The following is a 19348-nucleotide window of genomic DNA, read 5'->3' on the forward strand; positions in this document are numbered from 1 at the left end:
TTTGATCGGTTTGCCCCTTTGCAATGTCTGGGCAACCGTTACCCCGAAGGTACTTTACTTGCAAAACGTTGTTTACTCCGCTAGGAAAGATCACCATGTTTACAACTACAAAAAGCTATGCCCGCCTAGGGGTGGCTGCAGCCGTTGCAGCTCTCTCGGCTAGCCTAATTCCTGCTGCTTTTTCTCAGCAAGGTGCACCTGTGGTTCGGATTGATGGTTCCAGTACCGTTTACCCGGTAACTGAAGTTGCTGCCGAACAATTTCAAAAAGCGCAGGGGGGTAAAATCCGCGTCACCGTCGGGATTTCAGGAACAGGCGGTGGCTTTAAGAAGTTCTGCCGCGGTGAAACTGACATTTCCAACGCCTCCCGCCCAATTCTGGCTAAGGAAATGGAGGAGTGTAAGAAAAACAACATTCAGTACATTGAGTTGCCTGTTGCCTATGACGCCCTGACCGTGGTGGTCAACCCCCAAAATACCTGGGCCAAATCCCTCACTGTTGCCGAGCTCAAGAAAGTCTGGGAGCCTGATTCCAAGATCAATAACTGGAACCAAATTCGGAGTGGATTTCCCAACTTACCCTTAAAACTTTTCGGCGCAGGGGCAGACTCCGGTACGTTTGACTACTTTACAGAAGCCATCAACGGTAAGGCCAAAGCCAGCCGTAAAGACTACACCGCCAGTGAGGATGACAACGTCCTAGTACAAGGGGTGAGCCGCGAGCGCGGTGCGCTTGGCTACTTTGGCTATGCCTACTACGCAGAGAACAAAAACAAACTTAAACCGGTGGCAATTGATAACGGTAAAGGCCCCGTCATGCCTTCGGAGAAAACTGTGCTTGATGGGACCTACCAACCGCTGTCGCGCCCAATCTTTATCTATGTCAACGCCAACTCTGCGAAGCGGCCAGAAGTGCGGCAATTTGTTAGCTACTACCTCAGCAATGGCCCCGCAATCGTTAAAAAATCGAGATATGTGCCCCTGCCCAGCAGTGCCTATAAAGCAATCTTGGCCAGGTTTAACAAAAACCAAGTGGGTACTGCCTTTGGTGGCAAAGAGGCCATTGGCTTGAAGATAGATGATCTCCTGAAACGAGGTCTGCAATAAGCGAGCAGAACTTAACCGTACCGAACAGGGTGTTCGGTTTTGTTTAAGCCAGCACCCTGTCTTATAGTTTTAAGAGAGTTAGGCTTAAGATTTGAGATTCTGCTCCTATGGCACAGGATACTTCTTCATTGAAGACCAATCTCCCTGTTTCTTTACCCTCGCGGGCAGTGCGTGTTTGGCGCGAGCGAATCATTGCCTGTATCTTATTCCTAGCAGCCATCTCCTCGGTTTTTACAACCCTCACGATCACCTACATCCTATTTTCGGAAACGGTGATCTTCTTTGAGAAGGCAATGGAGAGACAGAAAATACCGCTTGGGCAAGCGCTGCTGGAGTTCTTCACAAGTACTGATTGGTCTCCCTTGATTGAGCCGATAGGCATCGGTATTTTACCGTTGCTGTCTGGAACGCTGACAACCTGCTTCATTGCTAGCTGTGTGGCGGTACCGCTGGGTACGATTGCTGCTATCTATCTCAGTGAATTTGCGCCAGCCAAAGTGCGGGAGATTCTAAAGCCCATTCTAGAAATTTTGGCCGGTATTCCCACTGTTGTCTATGGTTACTTTGCGCTTCTATTCATTACACCTTTACTGCAAAAAGTCATTTTAGGCGCACAGAAGTTCTTCCTGCCAGGTAAGGAGGAATGGGAGTATTTTCAGTTGCCTGGCTTTAACATGCTAGGTGCTGGCATTGCGGTAGGTCTCATGGTGCTGCCCTACATCTGTAGTCTTGTGGAGGATGCTCTCCAAGCTGTTCCGCTGGAGTTACGAGAAGGCTCCTACGCCATGGGAGCAACGCGCATCCAAACAGCATTTAAAGTACTCTTGCCGGCTGCGACTTCCGGCATTGTTGCCGCCTATATCCTTGGTTTTTCGCGCGCAGTTGGCGAAACCATGATTGTGGCGGTCGCTGCTGGTTTACAACCCCGCTTTACCTTTAACCCCTTGGAAGCGGCAGCCACAACAACGGCATTCATTGTTTCTGTTAGCTTGGGGGATTTGCCCCACGGTTCTTTGGAATACCAGTCTATTTTTGCTGCGGGGATCATGCTCTTCTTTGCTACCCTGCTCATGAATGTCATTGGCTACTTCCTCAGTCGGCGTTATCGCGAGGTTTACTGATGATCCGCAACCCAAAGCTCATCGCTGTTCTCCACAACCCGATTGCGATTGCTGAATCCATCCAACAGCGCAAGCGTTGGGAACAGGTTTTTATTGTGTTTGGCTGGTTTTCCCTTTTGGTTGCCCTGCTTACATTGGTGCTCCTTGTTGCTGATCTGTTTATTCGCGGCTGGCCCTTACTTAACCTGAAGTTCTTTTTATCCCCTCCTAGCAGTGATCCAGAGGAAGCAGGAGTTCTCACCGCGTGGGTGGGAAGCTTGTTAGTTATTCTGGTAACAATTGTGGTGGCAGTCCCGCTTGGAATTGCTGCGGGCATTTACTTAGAAGAATATGCCCCCAAAAACTGGCTGTTGGACTTTATTGAAATCAACATTACGAACCTAGCAGGGGTGCCCTCGATTATCTATGGTCTTTTGGCTCTTGGCTTCTTTGTTTATATCCTCAATTGGGGGGAGAGCATTCTTACGGCTGGCTCAACGCTGGGTCTGCTCATTTTGCCGGTGGTGATTGTCACGACTCGTGAGGCTCTACGGGCAATTCCGGTGGGGATTCGAGAGGCCGCTTATTCTGTAGGGGCTAGCCGTTGGCAAACGATTTCTGACCATGTGCTGCCCTATGCCATGGGGGGAATCTTGACGGGGATTATTATTGGTATCTCTCGTGCAATTGGCGAGACTGCACCGCTGGTCACAATTGGTGCCCTGACTTTTATTACCTTTTTGCCAGATGCCCCAATTAAAGGGGAGTTTCCCTATATTTCCTTCAACTGGATATGGTCTCCCTTTACAGTTCTGCCAATTCAAATGTTTAACTGGGTTTCGCGGCCCCAAGAGGCATTTCAGGTCAATTCGGCAGCAGCGGGTATCATTCTATTGGTGTTAACTTTGGCGATAAACGCAACAGCGATTTATCTGCGCTATCGCTTTAGGAAAAGTATCAAGTTCTAGTTTTGGGGATTGTTACAATGGTTAAGTTGACCGAGGGAAGTGAGATGACTCAGGAAGGTCCTCTGCGAAAGCTGGCAGAAGTGCGGGATCTTAACTTTTACTACGGACGCAACCATGCCCTCAAGAACATTAACTTACCTATCTATGATAAAAAGGTGACTGCTCTCATTGGACCTTCAGGCTGTGGTAAGACCACGTTGCTGCGCTGTTTTAACCGCATGCACGACCTCTATCCAGGCAACCGCTATGAGGGAGAAATCTGGCTAGGCCATGAAAATCCACGCAATCTTTTGCAGATGGATCCCATTGAAGTGCGGATGCAGATTGGCATGGTGTTCCAAAAGCCAAACCCCTTTCCAAAATCAATTTATGAGAACATTGCCTACGGATTGCGGGTGCGCGGTATCAACAACCGTAGCATTCTCGATGAGGTGGTGGAGCGATCGCTACGCAATGCTGCCCTCTGGGATGAAGTGAAAGACCGCCTAAAGGAGCCAGGAACTTCACTCTCAGGGGGGCAGCAACAGCGCCTGTGTATTGCCCGCGCCCTTGCCACCGACCCAGAAATTATCCTGTTTGATGAGCCAACATCGGCACTGGATCCCATTGCTACGGTTAGCATTGAAAACTTAATTGTAGAACTTAAGGATCAAGTGACGATCCTGATCGTTACCCACAACATGCAACAGGCCATTCGGGTGTCGCAATTTACTGCGTTTATGTACCTTGGGGAGTTGGTCGAGTACAACGACACAATGTCTATTTTCACGAAGCCAGTAGAGCAAAAAACAGCAGATTATGTCAGCGGCCGTTTTGGTTGATTGCCTTTAGAGGCTTAAAGCTCACCTGAGAATACCATTCAAGGGTTGATTGGTGCTGAGGGGTAGAGGGCGTTGCTCCTAGAAGTTCAGCCTCATGGGTAGAGTCAGTGGAGCAGCTTGAGCAGGCATACCCATCTTGCTCTACCTGTTTATTCTTCCTGAAGAAGCAAGGGGGTACCGCTTGAGTTGTTCTCTGAAGTTCTGCCCCAAGGAGGGGATAGGGAGCGTTTTGCTGAGGAATCCTCTTTGAGTTTATCGAAGCAAAGGTGCACTCACTACAATAGAGGCAGCACGCAAAGCTCTGAGAGCCTGCCATGATAAAACTGCCCCCGCTGGAGAGTGGCGATCGCCTGACGCGGGACGAATTTGAGCGGCGCTATGCCGCCATGCCCCAGTTGAAAAAAGCAGAACTCATTGAAGGAGTGGTTTACGTGGCGTCCCCCGTTCGCGTTAGCCATAGTCAACCCCATGCGGAAATGATGACGTGGCTGGGGTTTTATAGAGCAGTGACGCCGGGAGTTCTCCTCTATGACAATCCGACGATTCGCTTGGAGGGGGACAATGAACCACAGCCCGATGCTGTTTTGCGCCTTGAAAAGGGGGGCAGCTCCCGCATTAGTGAGGATGGCTATATTGAAGGGGCACCGGAACTGGTGGTGGAAATTGCAGCCAGCAGTGCTGCCTACGATCTTCACGACAAGCGCAGGGTGTACCGCCGCAATGGGGTTCAGGAATACCTCGTCTGGTGTACCTACGAGCGCCAAATTTATTGGTTCTCACTGGAAGCGGGGGAATATCAGACCCTTACTCCCGATGCTGAGGGCATTATTCGCAGTCGCCAATTTCCCGGCCTCTGGCTTGCCACGCAGGCCTTACTGGCACAGGATTTAGGGACGGTCTTGCACATCCTGCAACAGGGAATTGCCACCCCTGAACATCAAGCATTTGTGCAAATCTTGATCGAAACTTAAAAAATTTCCCTGATCTGGCATTATGCTGTATAGAATCCCCGTGTCAATGGGGGAGTATTGGCATCGCCCTTGCCAACTGCATTCATTCTGTCTGCCGATTGAACGTTTCATTTACCGTAACCCTATGTTGCAATTAGACCCCATTTCCAAAACGACCAATCCACATTCTGGTCACAAAGGTTTAGTGATGGCGATCGGGGGAGCAGAAGACAAGGTACGTGGGCGACAAATTCTCACCACCTTCTGCCAGCGCGCTGGTGGCCTAGATGCAATCATTGGTGTCATTCCCTCGGCGTCCCGTGAACCCGATGCCATGGGGCGACTCTACCACGATATCTTTCGTGAAATTGGGGTCAAAGAAGTGGACGTTCTACTGGTGAGCGATCGCGCCGATGCCGAAGAGGAAGAGATGCTGGCTCGCCTGAGTCGCTGTACCGGCATTTTCATGTCCGGTGGGGATCAACTGCGCTTGTCTGCGCTGCTGGATGAAACCCCCCTCCTGTACCAATTGCGCCATCAAGTCTGGGAAGGCAAATCCATCCTTGGGGGTACCAGTGCCGGTGCTGCGGTGATGGGAGAATGCATGATTGCTAGTGGGGGTAGCAACGAAGCACCTAATCGTTCCCTCGTGGATTTGGCCACAGGTCTAGGTATTCTTCCCGATATTTTAGTGGATCAGCACTTCCACAACCGCAATCGTCTGGCACGCCTCATCAGCGCCATTTCCGCTCACCCCGACAAGCTGGGGGTCGGCATTGATGAAGATACCTGTGCCATGTTTGAAGCCGATGGCACACTGCGGGTTTTGGGTCGTGGCTCTGTCACGATCATTGATCCTCGGGATATCAGCTACACAAACTATGCCCATGTGGATGTCAACGAACCCTTGAGTATCTACAACTTGCGCCTGCACATCCTCAGTGATGGAGATTGCTACAATCTGCGTACCCATCAAGTGCAGCACAAATGTATTTTGCCTCCCCTGAACTAAGTTTTCAGGAAAGTGTTGCTTAAGATACAGTTTATTGCGTCACTCACCTCAAAACTAAAAATGGTAAGTTGTCCTTAAAAAGCCACTCTTCTATGAAGATTCTCAAATTACAAACGCTGCGGGGTCCCAACTACTGGAGCATTCGGCGTCACAAGCTGATTGTCATGCGTTTAGACCTAGAAGAGGTGGCCAACACCCCCTCCAATCAAATCCTTGGCTTTGTGGATGGCCTAGTGCGGGTGTTACCCAGTCTCTACAATCATTTCTGTTCCCTTGGCCATGAGGGCGGCTTTCTTACCCGCCTCCGTGAAGGGACGTACCTCGGTCATGTGGTAGAGCATGTTGCCCTTGAACTGCAACAGTTGGCAGGGATGTCCGTTGGCTTTGGGCGTACACGGGAGACTTCCACAGCAGGGGTGTATCAGGTGGTCTATGAATACCAAGTCGAGGAAGCCGGTCGCTATGCCGGGCGAGCAGCAGTGCGACTTTGCCAAAGCATTATTGATACGGGCACCTATCCGCAGCGAGAACTAGATCAGGATCTCGCGGATCTGCGCGAGTTGAAAGCAAAAGCCTCCCTTGGTCCCAGTACAGAAGCGATTGTTCGTGAGGCGGAAGCGCGCAATATTCCTTGGTTTGAATTGAGCAGCCGTTCGATTATTCAACTGGGCTATGGTGCCCGTAGTCATCGCATGCAAGCCACGTTGAGCGATCGCAGTAGTATCTTGGCCGTAGAACTCGCAGGAGATAAAGAGGGAGCAAAGCGACTGCTTCAGGAGGCGGGAATTCCTGTGCCCAAGGGAACGGTCATCCGCTATATCGAAGACCTCCCTGAAGCCATTGAGGACATCGGCGGCTATCCCATTGTGATCAAGCCCCTCAACGGCAACCACGGTCGCGGCATTACAATTGACATCAACAGCTTAGAAGAAGCGGAAGAAGCCTTTGAAATCGCCAGCGGTGTCTCCAAATCAGTGATTGTGGAACGCTACCATGCAGGTCGAGACTTTCGAGTGCTCGTGGTGAATGGCAAAGTGGTTGCTGTGGCTGAACGGGTGCCAGCTCACGTCATTGGGGATGGCCACTCCACCATTGAAGAGCTAATTGAGAAAACAAACCAAGACCCGCAGCGGGGAGAGGGTCACGATAATATTCTCACCCGCATTGAGATCAACCACGACACTTGGACACTGTTGGAAAAACAGGGCTATACCCTGAATACGGTGCTGCCACTAGGAGAAATTTGTTATCTGCGCGCTACGGCCAACCTAAGTACAGGTGGCATTGCTGTGGATCGCACTGACGAAATTCACCCAGAAAATGTCTGGATTTGCCAACGGGCGGCGCGGATCATTGGCCTAGATATTGCGGGAATTGATGTGGTCACTGCCGATATTCGTCAGCCCCTTTCCAAGGTTGGTGGTGTGATTGTCGAAGTCAATGCTGCCCCCGGCTTTCGCATGCACACGAACCCCAGCCAAGGGATTGCCCGCAATGTGGCCGAACCGGTGCTCAATATGCTTTTTCCACCGGGAACACCCTGCCGCATCCCCATATTTGCGATTACAGGCACCAATGGTAAAACCACCACTACCCGCCTCATTGCCCATATCTGCAAACAAACGGGACAAACCGTTGGCTACACTACCACCGACGGCATTTATATTGGTGACTATTTGGTGGAAAAAGGGGACACTACAGGACCGCAGAGTGCCCAATTGATCCTACAAGACCCCACCGTTGAGATTGCTGTCCTAGAAACAGCGCGCGGCGGTATTCTCCGCTCTGGGTTGGGCTTTGACCACTGCGATGTGGGGGTGGTGCTTAATGTGCAGGCAGACCACCTTGGCTTGGGTGATATTGACACCATTGAGCAGTTGGCAGACTTGAAAGCAGTGGTGGCGGAATCCGCTTGGCCAAATGGCTACGCTGTCTTGAATGCCGATGATCCCCTTGTCGCGGCGATGGCACGCCAAGTCAAAGCGCAGGTGGCCTATTTTTCGATGAATCCCCAGAATCCCATCATTCGGCAGCACATTCAGCAGGGGGGACTGGCCGCTGTCTATGAAAATGGCTATCTCTCCATTTTGAAAGGGGACTGGACGCTACGCATTGAACAAGCAGAGAATGTGCCCATCACCCTTGGGGGGCGAGCCAGCTTCATGATTGCCAATGCCCTTGCTGCGAGTCTCGCCACCTTCGCCCAAGGCATCAGTATTGAACATATTCGCGCTGCTTTGAAGACATTTCACACCTCGGTAGAGCAGACCCCCGGTCGGATGAACCTCTTTGATTTGGGGCAATTTAGTGTTTTGGTGGACTATGCCCACAATCCAGCAGGATATGAGGCGATTGGTGAATTTGTGCAAAAATGGCCGGGGCAGCGCATTGGGGTTGTGGGTGGTCCGGGCGATCGCCGCAATCAAGACTTAGAACAACTGGGGGAACTCTCAGCGAAAATCTTCGATTGGATCATTATTAAAGAAGATGACGATACCCGTGGCCGGCCGCGCGGCGATGCCGCCTACTGGATTGAACGGGGAGTACATCACCACAGTGTCCAACGGCAATACGACATCATCCATGACGAGGTGGCAGCCATTCAATTTGCCCTTGATCGTGCCCCCCAAGGCTCTTTAGTGGTGATCTTTCCGGCAGAGGTCAGCCGCACAATTCAACTGATTCGCCAGCATCATCAACGCCTCCAAGGGGAAATGACCAATGGCTTTCACAGTGGGGGGATTCCCACCAGTGGTGATCTCAACCCGTCCGTCTCTCATTAGGTAGTTTTTCTGCCCCCTCAATGAGCAGTGGGATGCAAGGGAAATGGCAATTTTGGGTTGATCGCGGTGGCACGTTTACGGACATTGTTGCCCGTCGTCCCGATGGCCAAATTGTCGTACACAAGCTGCTTTCGGAGAATCCAGAGCAGTATCGTGATGCGGCAGTTGCGGGGATTCGCACTCTCATGGGGCTAGGGCCAGACGCCCCCATTCCCAGCGAAGCCGTAGAAGTTGTGAAGCTGGGAACCACGGTGGCCACCAATGCCCTGTTGGAGCGGAAGGGGGATGCAACGGTTTTGCTCATCACCCAGGGCTTTGGCGATGCTTTGGCCATTGGTTACCAAAATCGTCCGGAGCTGTTTGCCCTCGCCATTCAGCAACCGCCTCCCCTCTACAGCCATGTCATTGAAGTTAAAGAACGGGTGAGTGCCCAAGGGGAAATTCTTGTCCCCCTCGATCTCGAAGCCCTAAAGCCCCAATTGGCTGCGGTTTATGAGCAGGGCATCCGCAGTTGTGCCATTGTGTTGGTGCATGGTTATCGTTACCCTGACCATGAGCGACAGGTGGCCGCCTTGGCACGGGAGATGGGGTTTAGCCAAGTGTCGGTCTCCCACGAGGTGAGTGGCCTCATCAAGCTGGTGAGTCGGGGGGATACAACGGTGCTGGATGCCTATTTATCACCCGTCCTCCATCGCTATTTGCAGGGGGTGCAGCGGGAGCTGGGGGAAATTCCCCTCTACTGTATGCAGTCCAATGGTGGCGTGGTGGCGGCTTCCTGTTTTCGCGGCAAGGATAGTTTGCTTTCGGGTCCAGCGGGGGGGATGGTGGGGGTGGTGCGAACGGCTTTAGCCGCAGGGATTGAGCGGCTGATTGGTTTAGATATGGGGGGCACCTCCACGGATGTCTGCCACTATCGTCACGATCCCACGGCTCCTTGGCCGCAGTATGAGCGGTGGCAGGAAACCACTATTGGCGGGGTGCGCTTGCGATCGCCCCTCTTAGCGGTGCACACTGTCGCTGCCGGCGGCGGCTCCATTTTGCGATTTGATAAGGGGTGCTACCAAGTGGGGCCAGACTCTGCGGGGGCCAATCCTGGACCTGCCGCCTACCGTCGTGGCGGGCCTCTCACGGTGACTGATGCCAATATCCTCTTGGGAAAAATTCAGCCCGCCTATTTCCCCGCTGTGTTTGGCGATGATGGTCAACAGCCTTTGGATCGCCAGATTGTTGAGCAGAAATTTAGCCAACTGCGCCAAGAAATCTACGAGCGCACAGGAGATGCCCGCAGTGTTGCTGAGGTGGCCGCTGGCTTTATTGAGGTGGCTGTGAATACAATGGCTCAAGCCATCAAGAAAATTTCCCTTGAGCAAGGGCACGATGTGCGCGATTATACCCTCTGCTGTTTTGGCGGTGCAGGGGGGCAGCACGCCTGCTTAATTGCCGAGGTGTTGGGAATGCCGCAGGTGTATCTCCATCCCTATGCGGGGGTGCTCTCGGCCTACGGCATTGGCCAAGCGGAGTTGCGGGTGTTAAAGGAACAAACCGTTGAACAGCCCCTGAGTGCTGAGGTGCTGGCGGAGGTGCAAGGGCAGATTGCCCACCTGAAAGATCAAGCCGTGGCTGAACTCCTCGCCCAAGGTGTGGATCGCTCCCAGATTCAAACCCAAGTGCGCATTGGCCTAGGGTATGTGGGGACCGATACAACCCTCTGGGTGCCCTGGGCAGATTTGGAAAGGATGGTAGCAGCCTTTGCCCAAGCCCACCGCGATCGCTATGGATTTAACTTGAAGGGGCGATCGCTCCGCATTGGTCAAATTGCCGTTGAAGCCGTTGCTTTTCAAACAGTGCCCGCAGTCCCAATTCTCCCCGCCGCCACAGAACTTACTCCCCTCGCCCATGTCGCGGTGTACAGCAAAGGCCAATGGCACACAGCGCCTGTCTATGCGCGCGATCGCCTGCCTCCCCATCGCGTCATCAAGGGAGTTGCCCTGATCCTAGAGGCCACAGGAACCAATGTGGTAGAAGCCGGCTGGCAGGCGGAGGTGGATGAGCAGGGGGGACTCTGGCTGCGTCCCCAACCGGAATTCCTACCATCCCCAAAGTCCATCGCCCCCACCGTTGCCGATCCCGTGCAGCTTGCCATTTTTCAGCAGTTATTTCGCGCCATTGCTGAGCAAATGGGGGTCACGCTCCAGCAAACCAGTGCCTCGGTGAACATTAAGGAACGCTTGGATTTTTCCTGTGCCCTGTTTGATGCCGCTGGCAACCTCGTGGCCAATGCCCCCCATATCCCTGTCCATTTGGGGTCAATGGGCGAAAGTGTCAAAGCCCTGCTGGCTGAGAAAGGCAACGCCCTGCGGCCGGGTCAAGTCTTTGCAACCAATAATCCCTACCGCGGTGGTACCCACTTACCGGATATCACCGTGATTACCCCGCTGTTTTTCGAGGGGGAGGCGTACCCTGCCTTCTTTGTCGCTTCGCGGGGGCACCATGCCGATATTGGCGGGATTAGCCCAGGATCCATGCCCGCCCACAGTACTGATGTGCGTCAAGAGGGTATTCTCTTTGACAATGTACTGCTGGTGGAGGACGGTGAGTTTCAGGAAGCTGCCATTTATCGCCTGCTGACCCAAGCGCCCTGGCCAGCTCGCTATCCTGAGCAGAATTTAGCAGATCTGCAGGCGCAAGTTGCCGCTAACCAGCGCGGCGTACAGGAGCTAAGGGCGCTGTGCGATCGCTATGGTCGCGAGGTGGTGGCCGCCTATATGGAATTTAGTCAAGTCAATGCCGCCGAGTGTGTGCGCCAATGCCTGCGATCGCTCCAAGGGGGACGCTTTTGCGTGGCCATGGACAACGGCAGCCAAATCCAAGTGCAAATCACCATAAATGCTGATCAAGGCACGGCCTGCCTCGACTTTGCGGGCACCTCACCCCAAACAAACGACAATTTCAATGCTCCCCTTGCCATTACCAAGGCGGCTGTGCTGTATGTCCTCCGAACCCTCGTGCAAGAGGACATTCCCCTGAATGCGGGCTGTTTGCGTCCCATTGAACTGCGGGTGCCTGAAGGCTCACTGTTGAACCCCAAGTTTCCGGCAGCGGTGGTGGCTGGCAATGTGGAAACCTCCCAAACCCTCGCCAATGCCCTCTATGGTGCGCTGGGCATTATGGCCGCGGCGCAGGGAACGATGAATAACCTCAGTTTTGGCAATGAGCGCTATCAATACTACGAAACCCTCTGTGGCGGCGCTGGAGCAGGAGCCACCTTTGCCGGCGCCAGTACCGTGCAAACCCACATGACCAACTCTCGGCTCACGGATGTCGAAGTCCTAGAAAAACGCTACCCCGTGATTGTCTGGGAGTTTTGCCGTCGCCGCGGCAGTGGGGGCAAAGGGCAGCAGCCGGGGGGAGATGGCGCCATTCGTGTCTTTGAGTTTTGTGAACCCATGACCATCAGCCTCCTCAGCCAGTCGCGGAAAATCCCCCCTTTTGGCCTTGCGGGTGGTGAGTGCGGTGCGGTTGGTGAAAATCAATGGCTAAAACTTGGACACATTCCCCATCCCCTGGCAGGAACCGCCACAATCCATGTTGAAGCGGGCGATCGCCTGCGTATTTGTACCCCTGGTGGGGGTGGGTTTGGGGGAATTAATCCATCAAATTTAGAGATATCAGGTTTAGAGATATCAGGCTAGTCTTCGTCATCGGTTGGGTGACCGTTACTGCTCACTTGTTTGAGGTAAATGTGCTTACGACCAAGGGTGATTTCAAATTCATCCCCCGGTTTGAGATTCATTTGCCTAGTATAGGCTGACCCAATGAGCAAGTTGCCATTGGCTTGGACGGTGATTCGATAACTGGCACTGCGACCACCCCGACTGCCCTTGCGTCCCGACTTACCGTCAAGATCAAGACCTAAAGCTTCAAGAAGCGCCTTATTGAATTTTAGTTTGCTGATGCGCTCCTTGCCACTCTGAGTCACTGTGTAGTAGCCGCAGGCTTTTGCCTTTTCCTCGTAGCTGAGATGTTCGAGTTGTTTGTACTTCTCTAATAAAGCAGCGCCTGTCAAGGGTTCTACTTGCTTGCGTCTCATTTTAACCTACCTTTTGAAGAATCAAATACTGCCTACCCATTGGCGATTTGCTTGAAGATTGCCAAAGTTCGACAGCAAACTCGGAATCAATGAGTCTCTATTCTTAGCAAACCATAATTTTTTTCAGAATTCAAGTTGCGATCGCCCCTAGGTCAGGGTTTTACACTTCTTTTAGATGAGTTACATTTACACCCTTTTGCACAAGGATGGAAGACGGTCAAAAAATGCGAAGACTAGTGTAAGAAAGTACTCCGCCTCTTTTACAGCCCTTTTCACAGGGGTAGCACAGGCTGAAAACTGCAAAAGTCACAATGGGCAAGAGGTTTCCATCCTCTTTATATCTCCCATATTTAAGAAACGAGCTCTATATGCTCCATGCTTCAGAAAGTAACTTTTATAAAACTTACGGTGCTTTTTGCAAGAATTGAATATACTTACAACAGTCCCTTCACTGTGAGGTGGAAAAGCCCGAAGGTGACTTTAGTCCCCAAATCACCACAATTAGAGAGCAAGGCGGTGAGAAAGTCAGCAGAACCCTGAGGTTAAACTTTGAGGAACTAAACAGAGGCAGTTTGACAACCCTGTTACACATCTAGCTATCAACTGCGTAAGCAGCCTATAACTGTCGTCGTAAGAGTGTCAAACCCTAATTGGCTCGTCAGTCATTATATGTAATTATTATGAACCACTTGGAAAAATGGAAGCAATCTCAAGCACTTGTTCCGGAAACTGCGGCAGTTGCACAACGCCCTTGGCCGGGACAATTCTTTTGCTCAGATACCCAAACTGCTGCGGTGTAATTTCAGCAGGTTCGCTATAGACTTCCAGCGTGCGATCGCTGACATTGAACAACCAGTAATGGGGAATCTTGGCTTCAGCATAAAGCGATAGTTTCACTGTGCGATCGTACTCTAGGGATGAATCCGCCACTTCTATCACAAGGAGCGTGTCCGCAGGCGTGGGATGGGCTGAGGCATAATCATCTTCGCGATTCAGGACAATCGCTATATCGGGTTCTGGCTCACCGTCAAAGGCAATCGTAATAGGCGACTGGCACTGAAGCGTGGCACGATCGCCCACAATCTTCGGTAAAACTCGCAACAATCGCCGCAGACAGCTTTCGTGCGCTGTTCCCTTAGCAGCCATTCGCACCAGTTCCCCCCGAATTAGCTCAATGTGGTCATCTTCATTCAGAAAGCCAAGTTCCACTAAACGGTGATAGTCCTGCACCGTAAATCGTACTGGTTGGGGGGATGAAGCAGGGTGGCCAGTAGTAGTGATCATGATCTTAATTGTAGGAAAAGCCTGATTCGGTTGAGGATTAGTGGGTTTAGCTTTTTAGGACGTAGAATGCCCTAAACTGTGCCAACATGAGGGGTATGGTGCCCTATGATTCCACGTCAACTGGTATTGCGCAATTTCCTCAGCTACCGCCAGGCCACTCTTTCCTTTGCAGGGTTACATCTGGCTTGTATTTGTGGTGCCAATGGGGCGGGTAAGTCGTCGCTCCTTGAGGCGATCGCTTGGGCACTGTGGGGGCAAAGCCGCGCTAGCCGTGAGGATGATGTGATCTACTACGGCGAAATGGAAGCCCAAGTGACGTTTGAGTTTAGCGTCCAAGGGCAGACCTATCGGGTGGTGCGGTTGCGGCGACGGGAGCAACAGACGGTTTTGGAGCTACAAGTTCAGACGGCGGCAGGCTATACCTCCCTAACGGGGCGATCGCTACGGGCAACCCAAGACAAAATTATTCAAATTCTGCGCCTTGATTACCACACCTTTATCAACAGCGCCTATTTGCGCCAAGGCCGTGCCGATGAATTTATGGCCAAGCGCCCCAGCGAGCGCAAGCAACTCTTGGCAAGCCTTTTGGGGCTAGATCAATACGAGACCCTTGCGGAAGCAGCCCGCGATCGCGCCCGTGACTACAAAGCCCAAATCAATGTTCTGGAACAACACCTCCAAACCCTAAGGGAGCAAATCGCCCAAGAACCCACCTTGCGCGCCCAACAATCAGCCGTAAGCCAGCAGATTCAACAGCAACGGCAGCAGATCGAGCAGTGTCAACAACGACTCCAGGAGCAACGGGCCGCCTACCACGTCCATCAACTGCAACAGCAGGACTACAAACATCTGCAACAACAGCGGGACACCCTAGCAACAACGATCGCCCATTTGGAACAGCAGTGCCAGACGCTCCGCCAAGAACAGGCAACCATTGCGGATTTGGAAGCCCGTGCCCCCCTCTTGGAAGCTGCCGTCAGCCAATGGCAGAGCTTGAAAACTGCTGAAGCTCAATTGCAGCAGTGTTTTGGTGACTATCAACGGCTGCGCCAAGAGCGCGATCGCCACCAGCAGCAGCTCGACCAACAGCGCCAAGACCTCCTGCGTACCCTCCACAGCTTGGAGAGCCAGCAGCAATTTCTTCAGCAACAATGCCAGCAGTTGGAAAAGCTCCTCAAGCAAGAACATCAGATTGTTGCCGCCCTTGAACAGTTACAGCGATCGCGCGCTCAGCTCCAAGCCCAAGAAGAACTTCAGCAAAAAGTCTTTCCCCTCCTGCAAGCCAAACAGCGCCTTGAACTGGAACGGCAACAGCAGGAGCAACGCCTCCGCAGCCGGCGCGATGAATTGCAACAGTTATGGCGGCATCTCCATCAACAGGTGGAACGGCAACCCGCTCTCCAAGAAGCGGTAACACTGATTACTGCCCAGATTGAAACTCTTGAAAAACAGCGCATCTATCAAGATCATGTGCGGGAAAAGGGACTAGAGCGCCGCCGTTTCTTAGAGCAACTCCAAGCCCGCCAGCGGGAGTATGAGCGGCAAATTAGTCAACTGGAGCAGCGCTTAGAACTACTGAATCAGCCAGGAGCCATTTGCCCCCTTTGTCAGCGTCCCCTTGATGCCCAGCACCATCAGGCAGTCCTACGCCGCAATGCCGCTGAAAAAGAAGAACTCCTCAATCAAGTGTGGGTGATTCGCGAGCAACTGGCAGTCACGGAGCGGGAAATTCAAGTCCTGCGGCGGGAATATCTCAATATTGGCTATGAGATCTCACAACTGACGCAACTGTTTGAGCAGCGGGGACAACTTCAGCAGCAACTCCAGAGTACGCAGGATTTAGAACCACAACTAGATCGCTTGGCTAAGGAAATTCAGCAAATTGAGCAGCAGCTTGCCGACGGCCCTCAGGAGACGCTGGAGGAATTACAAGTAATTGAGGCGGAACTGGTACGTCTGAACTATGATGAAAAAAATCTGGCGATCGCCCGCGCTCAAGTGGAAAAATGGCGCTGGGCCGAAGCCAAAGAACAGGAACTCCGCCAAGCGCAGCGACAATACCGCCAGACTCAGCAGCAACTGCCGGCCCTGATGACTCAACAGGAGAAACTGCAACGGCAACTCAATGCCCTTGAAACCACCTCTCCCTTGGCTCAAACCCTGGCTAGCATTGATCAGCAGTTGGCAGCCTTAGCCTACGATCCGGCGCAGCATGCCCAAATCCAAGCACAACTGGCTGCATTAGAACCGGACTATGAGGCCTATCAGACCCTGCAACGGGGGCGATCGCGTCAACCCCAACTCCGCCAAGACCTCCAACACCTAGAGGAAACGCTTCAGCAACAACGGGAACAACTGCAACGCATTACTGACAAACTCGCTACCCTTGAGGACACGGCTCGCACTGCCAGCCGCCTTGCTGCTGAGCTGAATCAACGTCAACAGGAACTCCTGAAACAGCAGCAGACCCTTGAGGCCAACCTCGCCCAGCACGGTAAACTCACCGCTGAACTGGAACAACTCCATCGCTTGGCTCAAGAATACGCCCAAGGAGAGCAAACCCTTGCCCATCTGCGCCATCAATATCGCCTTTACTGTGAGCTAGCCCAAGCCCTAGGCAAAAATGGCATTCCCGCTATGCTCATTGAAACCGTTCTCCCCCATCTGGAGGCAGAAACTAACCATATCCTTGGGCGCCTTAGCAACCATCAACTCCACGTACAGTTCATTACCCAGCGCAGTCGCCGCCGCAATGGAGCTGACACCAAGCCCATCGAAACCCTCGATATTCTCATTGCCGATTGCCAAGGGACTCGTCCCTACGAAAGTTACTCTGGCGGTGAAGCCTTTCGCATTAACTTTGCTTTGCGTTTAGCCTTAGCGCGCCTGTTGGCACAGCGTTCCGGGAGTGATGTCCAATTTTTAATTATTGATGAGGGCTTCGGTACCCAAGATGCCCAAGGTTGCGAGCGACTCATTGCCGCCTTGAATGCGATCGCCCCCGAATTTCACTGTATCCTAGCCATTACCCACGTCCCTGCCCTCAAGGAAGCGTTTCAAACCCGTATTGAAGTCACCAAAACAGCGGGAGCTTCCCAACTCACTATCATTGCATAGGACATCATTACTCATCATTACTTAGGACAGATGTGGCAGTTTTCGGCAAAATGGTAGAGTAGGGTCAACAACAGCACACTTTGCCACAATGACCGTTGAACTTATTGCCAAACTTAGCGATCCCATTGTCAGCGTTGGACAGGGCGCACAACGCCAACTAGAACTGACCATAACGGCACAGCGGCAACAGCAGCAGCGGCCTCCCCTGAATCTCTGCCTGATTTTGGATCACAGTGGCTCCATGGCCGGCGTGCCCTTAGCAACAGTAAAGCGAGCGGCACAGTCGTTGGTGGATCGCTTGCTGCCTACAGATCGGCTGAGTGTCGTGGCCTTTGATCACAAAGCTCAAGTGTTAGTACCCAATCAATGGGTCGAGGACAAAGCTGTAATTAAAGCCCAAATTGAGGAACTGGAGCCGAGTGGCGGCACGGCGATTGACGCGGGGATGAAATTGGGTTTGGCGGAGCTAGCTAAGGGCAAACAGGGAACAATCTCTCAAGCTTTTTTGCTCACCGATGGCGAAAATGAGCACGGCGATAACCAACGCTGCCTTGACCTAGCCAAGCTAGCGGCGGAGTACAACATTACCTTTAATACTTTGGGGTTTGGTGTTTACTGGAATCAGGATGTGCTTGAGCAAATTGCCGATGCGGGGGGAGGGCGGCTGATGTTCATTGAGTATGCCGAGCAGGCGATCGCCTGTTTTCAGTCGCTTTTTAGTCACATCAGCAGCGTGAACTACACCAATGCCCATGTCCTGCTCACCTTGGGTGAAGCGGCGCAACTGGGGAACTTCAAACCAGTGAACCAAGTGGCTCCCGATACAATTGAACTCATCTATGAAAGCCCCCACCCCCATGAGTATGTGATTCGCGTTGGCGACGTCTCTGCTACTGTTAAACGCACCCTTCTCATTACCCTCAGTATTCAACCCTTGCCGTCGGGGTCGCACCTGATTGGTTTTGTACAAGTCCGCTACGACGATCCAGTGCAGCAATCCAAGGGTCTTTTCTCTGAAAGAATTCCCCTAACACTTACCGCAGAACCAGAACACCTTCCTCAAGTGGATCCAGAGGTGCAACAAAGTATTCTCACGCTGGAAAAATACCGCAAAACCAAGCTCGCGGAAACCAAACTGCAAGCGGGGGACACTGCTGGTGCGGCGACTTTCCTTCAAAGTGCTGCCAAAACCGCTTTACAACTGGGGGATACAGAGGCAGCAAAAATCCTCGAAGCCTCTGCCCAAGAACTACAGCAACAATCTACCCTCAGTGAATCGGCTCTCAAACGCACACGCATTGCCTCCAAAACAGTCTTGAGCAGTCCCCCCTCCCCCTCAAACTAGCCAGAGAGCATCGCCGTTACGGCAGCCCAAGACCAGTTGGGCACTGCCACCATTCATTGCTAGCTCAATAAAGCCATGACTTCCTACCAAGGCCATCAATTGTTGAGGTGGGGCGTCGCCATAGGTGTGGACAAGGGGAATCTGCTGTCCCTGAATCTGGATCCGGTGATAGCCCTTGGCTAAAAGAGCCGCCGGCAGTGTGGTAATGACATTGCCAAAGCGATCAATGGCCTGAATCCACCCTTGGACGCCTTGGGGGGTGACTTCATAGGTGAGGTGAGGCAAGCGCATCAAACTATAGGGGTCAATGGCAGAACCCAAGAGAGCGAAATCTGTTCCTGCGGCCAAGTGGGCAGCCACGGGGGCAAAAATATCCCGCCCATGGAAGGTGGCACTGGGATGGGGGGTACGCCAAAAGTGGGGTTGGGTCAGTTCCACAACTCGCTGGGGGGGATAGCGATCGCACACTTGGCTAAAGACGCCATTATCTGGCCCTACGCCATAGGCATGGCCAAAATCAAGAGCGATCGCCCGCCGGCTTGTCCCCACTCCCGGATCCACCACGACCAAATGAACCGTGCCCTCAGGAAAATAGGGAAAGGCCTGCAGGAGCTGAAAACTGGCCGTGCGGCAATCCTGCGGTGGAATTTCATGGCACAGATCAATCACCTGTGCTTGGGGATGAATCCTGCAAATCACCCCCTTCATCACCCCCACATAGGCGTCCTGATGACCAAAATCCGTGAGCAGGGCAATCCAACGCGTCATGGGG

General features: G+C 52.6%; 13 protein-coding genes. 10 read left to right on the plus strand and 3 right to left on the minus strand.

The window, feature by feature from the left end; translation table 11 throughout:
• Positions 1 to 95: 95 nt before the first annotated feature.
• From ACK4HN_RS05010 to ACK4HN_RS05045, 8 genes are all read left to right on the plus strand, one after another.
• A complete protein-coding gene (locus ACK4HN_RS05010; RefSeq protein ID WP_409868919.1) occupies positions 96 to 1106 on the plus strand; it encodes a PstS family phosphate ABC transporter substrate-binding protein in 1011 nt (336 codons plus the stop codon).
• Positions 1107 to 1213: 107 nt separating this feature from the next.
• Positions 1214 to 2227, plus strand: coding sequence for a phosphate ABC transporter permease subunit PstC (gene pstC / locus ACK4HN_RS05015; RefSeq protein WP_409868909.1), 1014 nt, complete (start codon positions 1214 to 1216; stop codon positions 2225 to 2227).
• Positions 2227 to 3174, plus strand: coding sequence for a phosphate ABC transporter permease PstA (pstA, locus tag ACK4HN_RS05020; RefSeq protein ID WP_409849271.1), 948 nt, complete (start codon positions 2227 to 2229; stop codon positions 3172 to 3174). Before pstC ends, pstA begins: the two co-directional genes overlap by 1 nt.
• Positions 3175 to 3191: 17 nt before the next feature.
• A complete protein-coding gene (gene pstB, locus ACK4HN_RS05025; protein WP_409868910.1) occupies positions 3192 to 3995 on the plus strand; it encodes a phosphate ABC transporter ATP-binding protein PstB in 804 nt (267 codons plus the stop codon).
• Between the two features lie 314 nt (positions 3996 to 4309).
• Positions 4310 to 4966: a Uma2 family endonuclease gene (locus tag ACK4HN_RS05030; RefSeq protein WP_409868911.1), complete on the plus strand. Its 657-nt coding sequence runs from the start codon at positions 4310 to 4312 to the stop codon at positions 4964 to 4966.
• A gap of 22 nt (positions 4967 to 4988) precedes the next feature.
• On the plus strand, positions 4989 to 5957 hold the full coding sequence (locus ACK4HN_RS05035; RefSeq protein ID WP_409868912.1) for a cyanophycinase: 969 nt from the start codon (positions 4989 to 4991) through the stop codon (positions 5955 to 5957).
• 92 nt (positions 5958 to 6049) lie between these two features.
• Positions 6050 to 8740 (plus strand): cyanophycin synthetase, encoded by a 2691-nt coding sequence (gene cphA, locus ACK4HN_RS05040; RefSeq protein ID WP_409868913.1) that lies wholly within the window; start codon positions 6050 to 6052, stop codon positions 8738 to 8740.
• A gap of 32 nt (positions 8741 to 8772) precedes the next feature.
• Entirely contained in the window at positions 8773 to 12432 is a 3660-nt protein-coding gene (locus ACK4HN_RS05045; RefSeq protein ID WP_409868914.1) for a hydantoinase B/oxoprolinase family protein, read from the plus strand.
• Here ACK4HN_RS05045 and ACK4HN_RS05050 read toward each other — a convergent pair.
• Both ACK4HN_RS05050 and ACK4HN_RS05055 read right to left on the minus strand, forming a co-directional pair.
• Complete coding sequence (locus tag ACK4HN_RS05050; protein WP_409868915.1) at positions 12429 to 12830, minus strand: AbrB family transcriptional regulator; 402 nt, start codon at positions 12828 to 12830, stop codon at positions 12429 to 12431. The two genes, ACK4HN_RS05045 and ACK4HN_RS05050, sit on opposite strands and share 4 nt — an antisense overlap.
• Positions 12831 to 13508: 678 nt before the next feature.
• Positions 13509 to 14114: a Uma2 family endonuclease gene (locus ACK4HN_RS05055; RefSeq protein WP_409868916.1), complete on the minus strand. Its 606-nt coding sequence runs from the start codon at positions 14112 to 14114 to the stop codon at positions 13509 to 13511.
• A 105-nt stretch (positions 14115 to 14219) separates the two neighbouring features.
• Between ACK4HN_RS05055 and ACK4HN_RS05060 the strand changes: the two genes are divergently transcribed.
• Positions 14220 to 17231 carry an AAA family ATPase gene (locus ACK4HN_RS05060; RefSeq protein WP_409877301.1) on the plus strand — a complete coding sequence of 1004 codons (3012 nt, stop codon included), beginning with the start codon at positions 14220 to 14222 and terminating at the stop codon, positions 17229 to 17231.
• Positions 17232 to 17319: 88 nt separating this feature from the next.
• Positions 17320 to 18576, plus strand: coding sequence for a vWA domain-containing protein (locus tag ACK4HN_RS05065; protein WP_409877303.1), 1257 nt, complete (start codon positions 17320 to 17322; stop codon positions 18574 to 18576).
• Here the strand turns inward: ACK4HN_RS05065 and ACK4HN_RS05070 are convergent.
• On the minus strand, positions 18568 to 19344 hold the full coding sequence (locus ACK4HN_RS05070) for an S-adenosyl-l-methionine hydroxide adenosyltransferase family protein (protein WP_409870420.1): 777 nt from the start codon (positions 19342 to 19344) through the stop codon (positions 18568 to 18570). The two genes, ACK4HN_RS05065 and ACK4HN_RS05070, sit on opposite strands and share 9 nt — an antisense overlap.
• Positions 19345 to 19348: the final 4 nt, after the last annotated feature.

The sequence above is a fragment of the Thermosynechococcus sp. genome (assembly GCF_046299655.1).
Lineage (GTDB): Bacteria > Cyanobacteriota > Cyanobacteriia > Thermosynechococcales > Thermosynechococcaceae > Thermosynechococcus.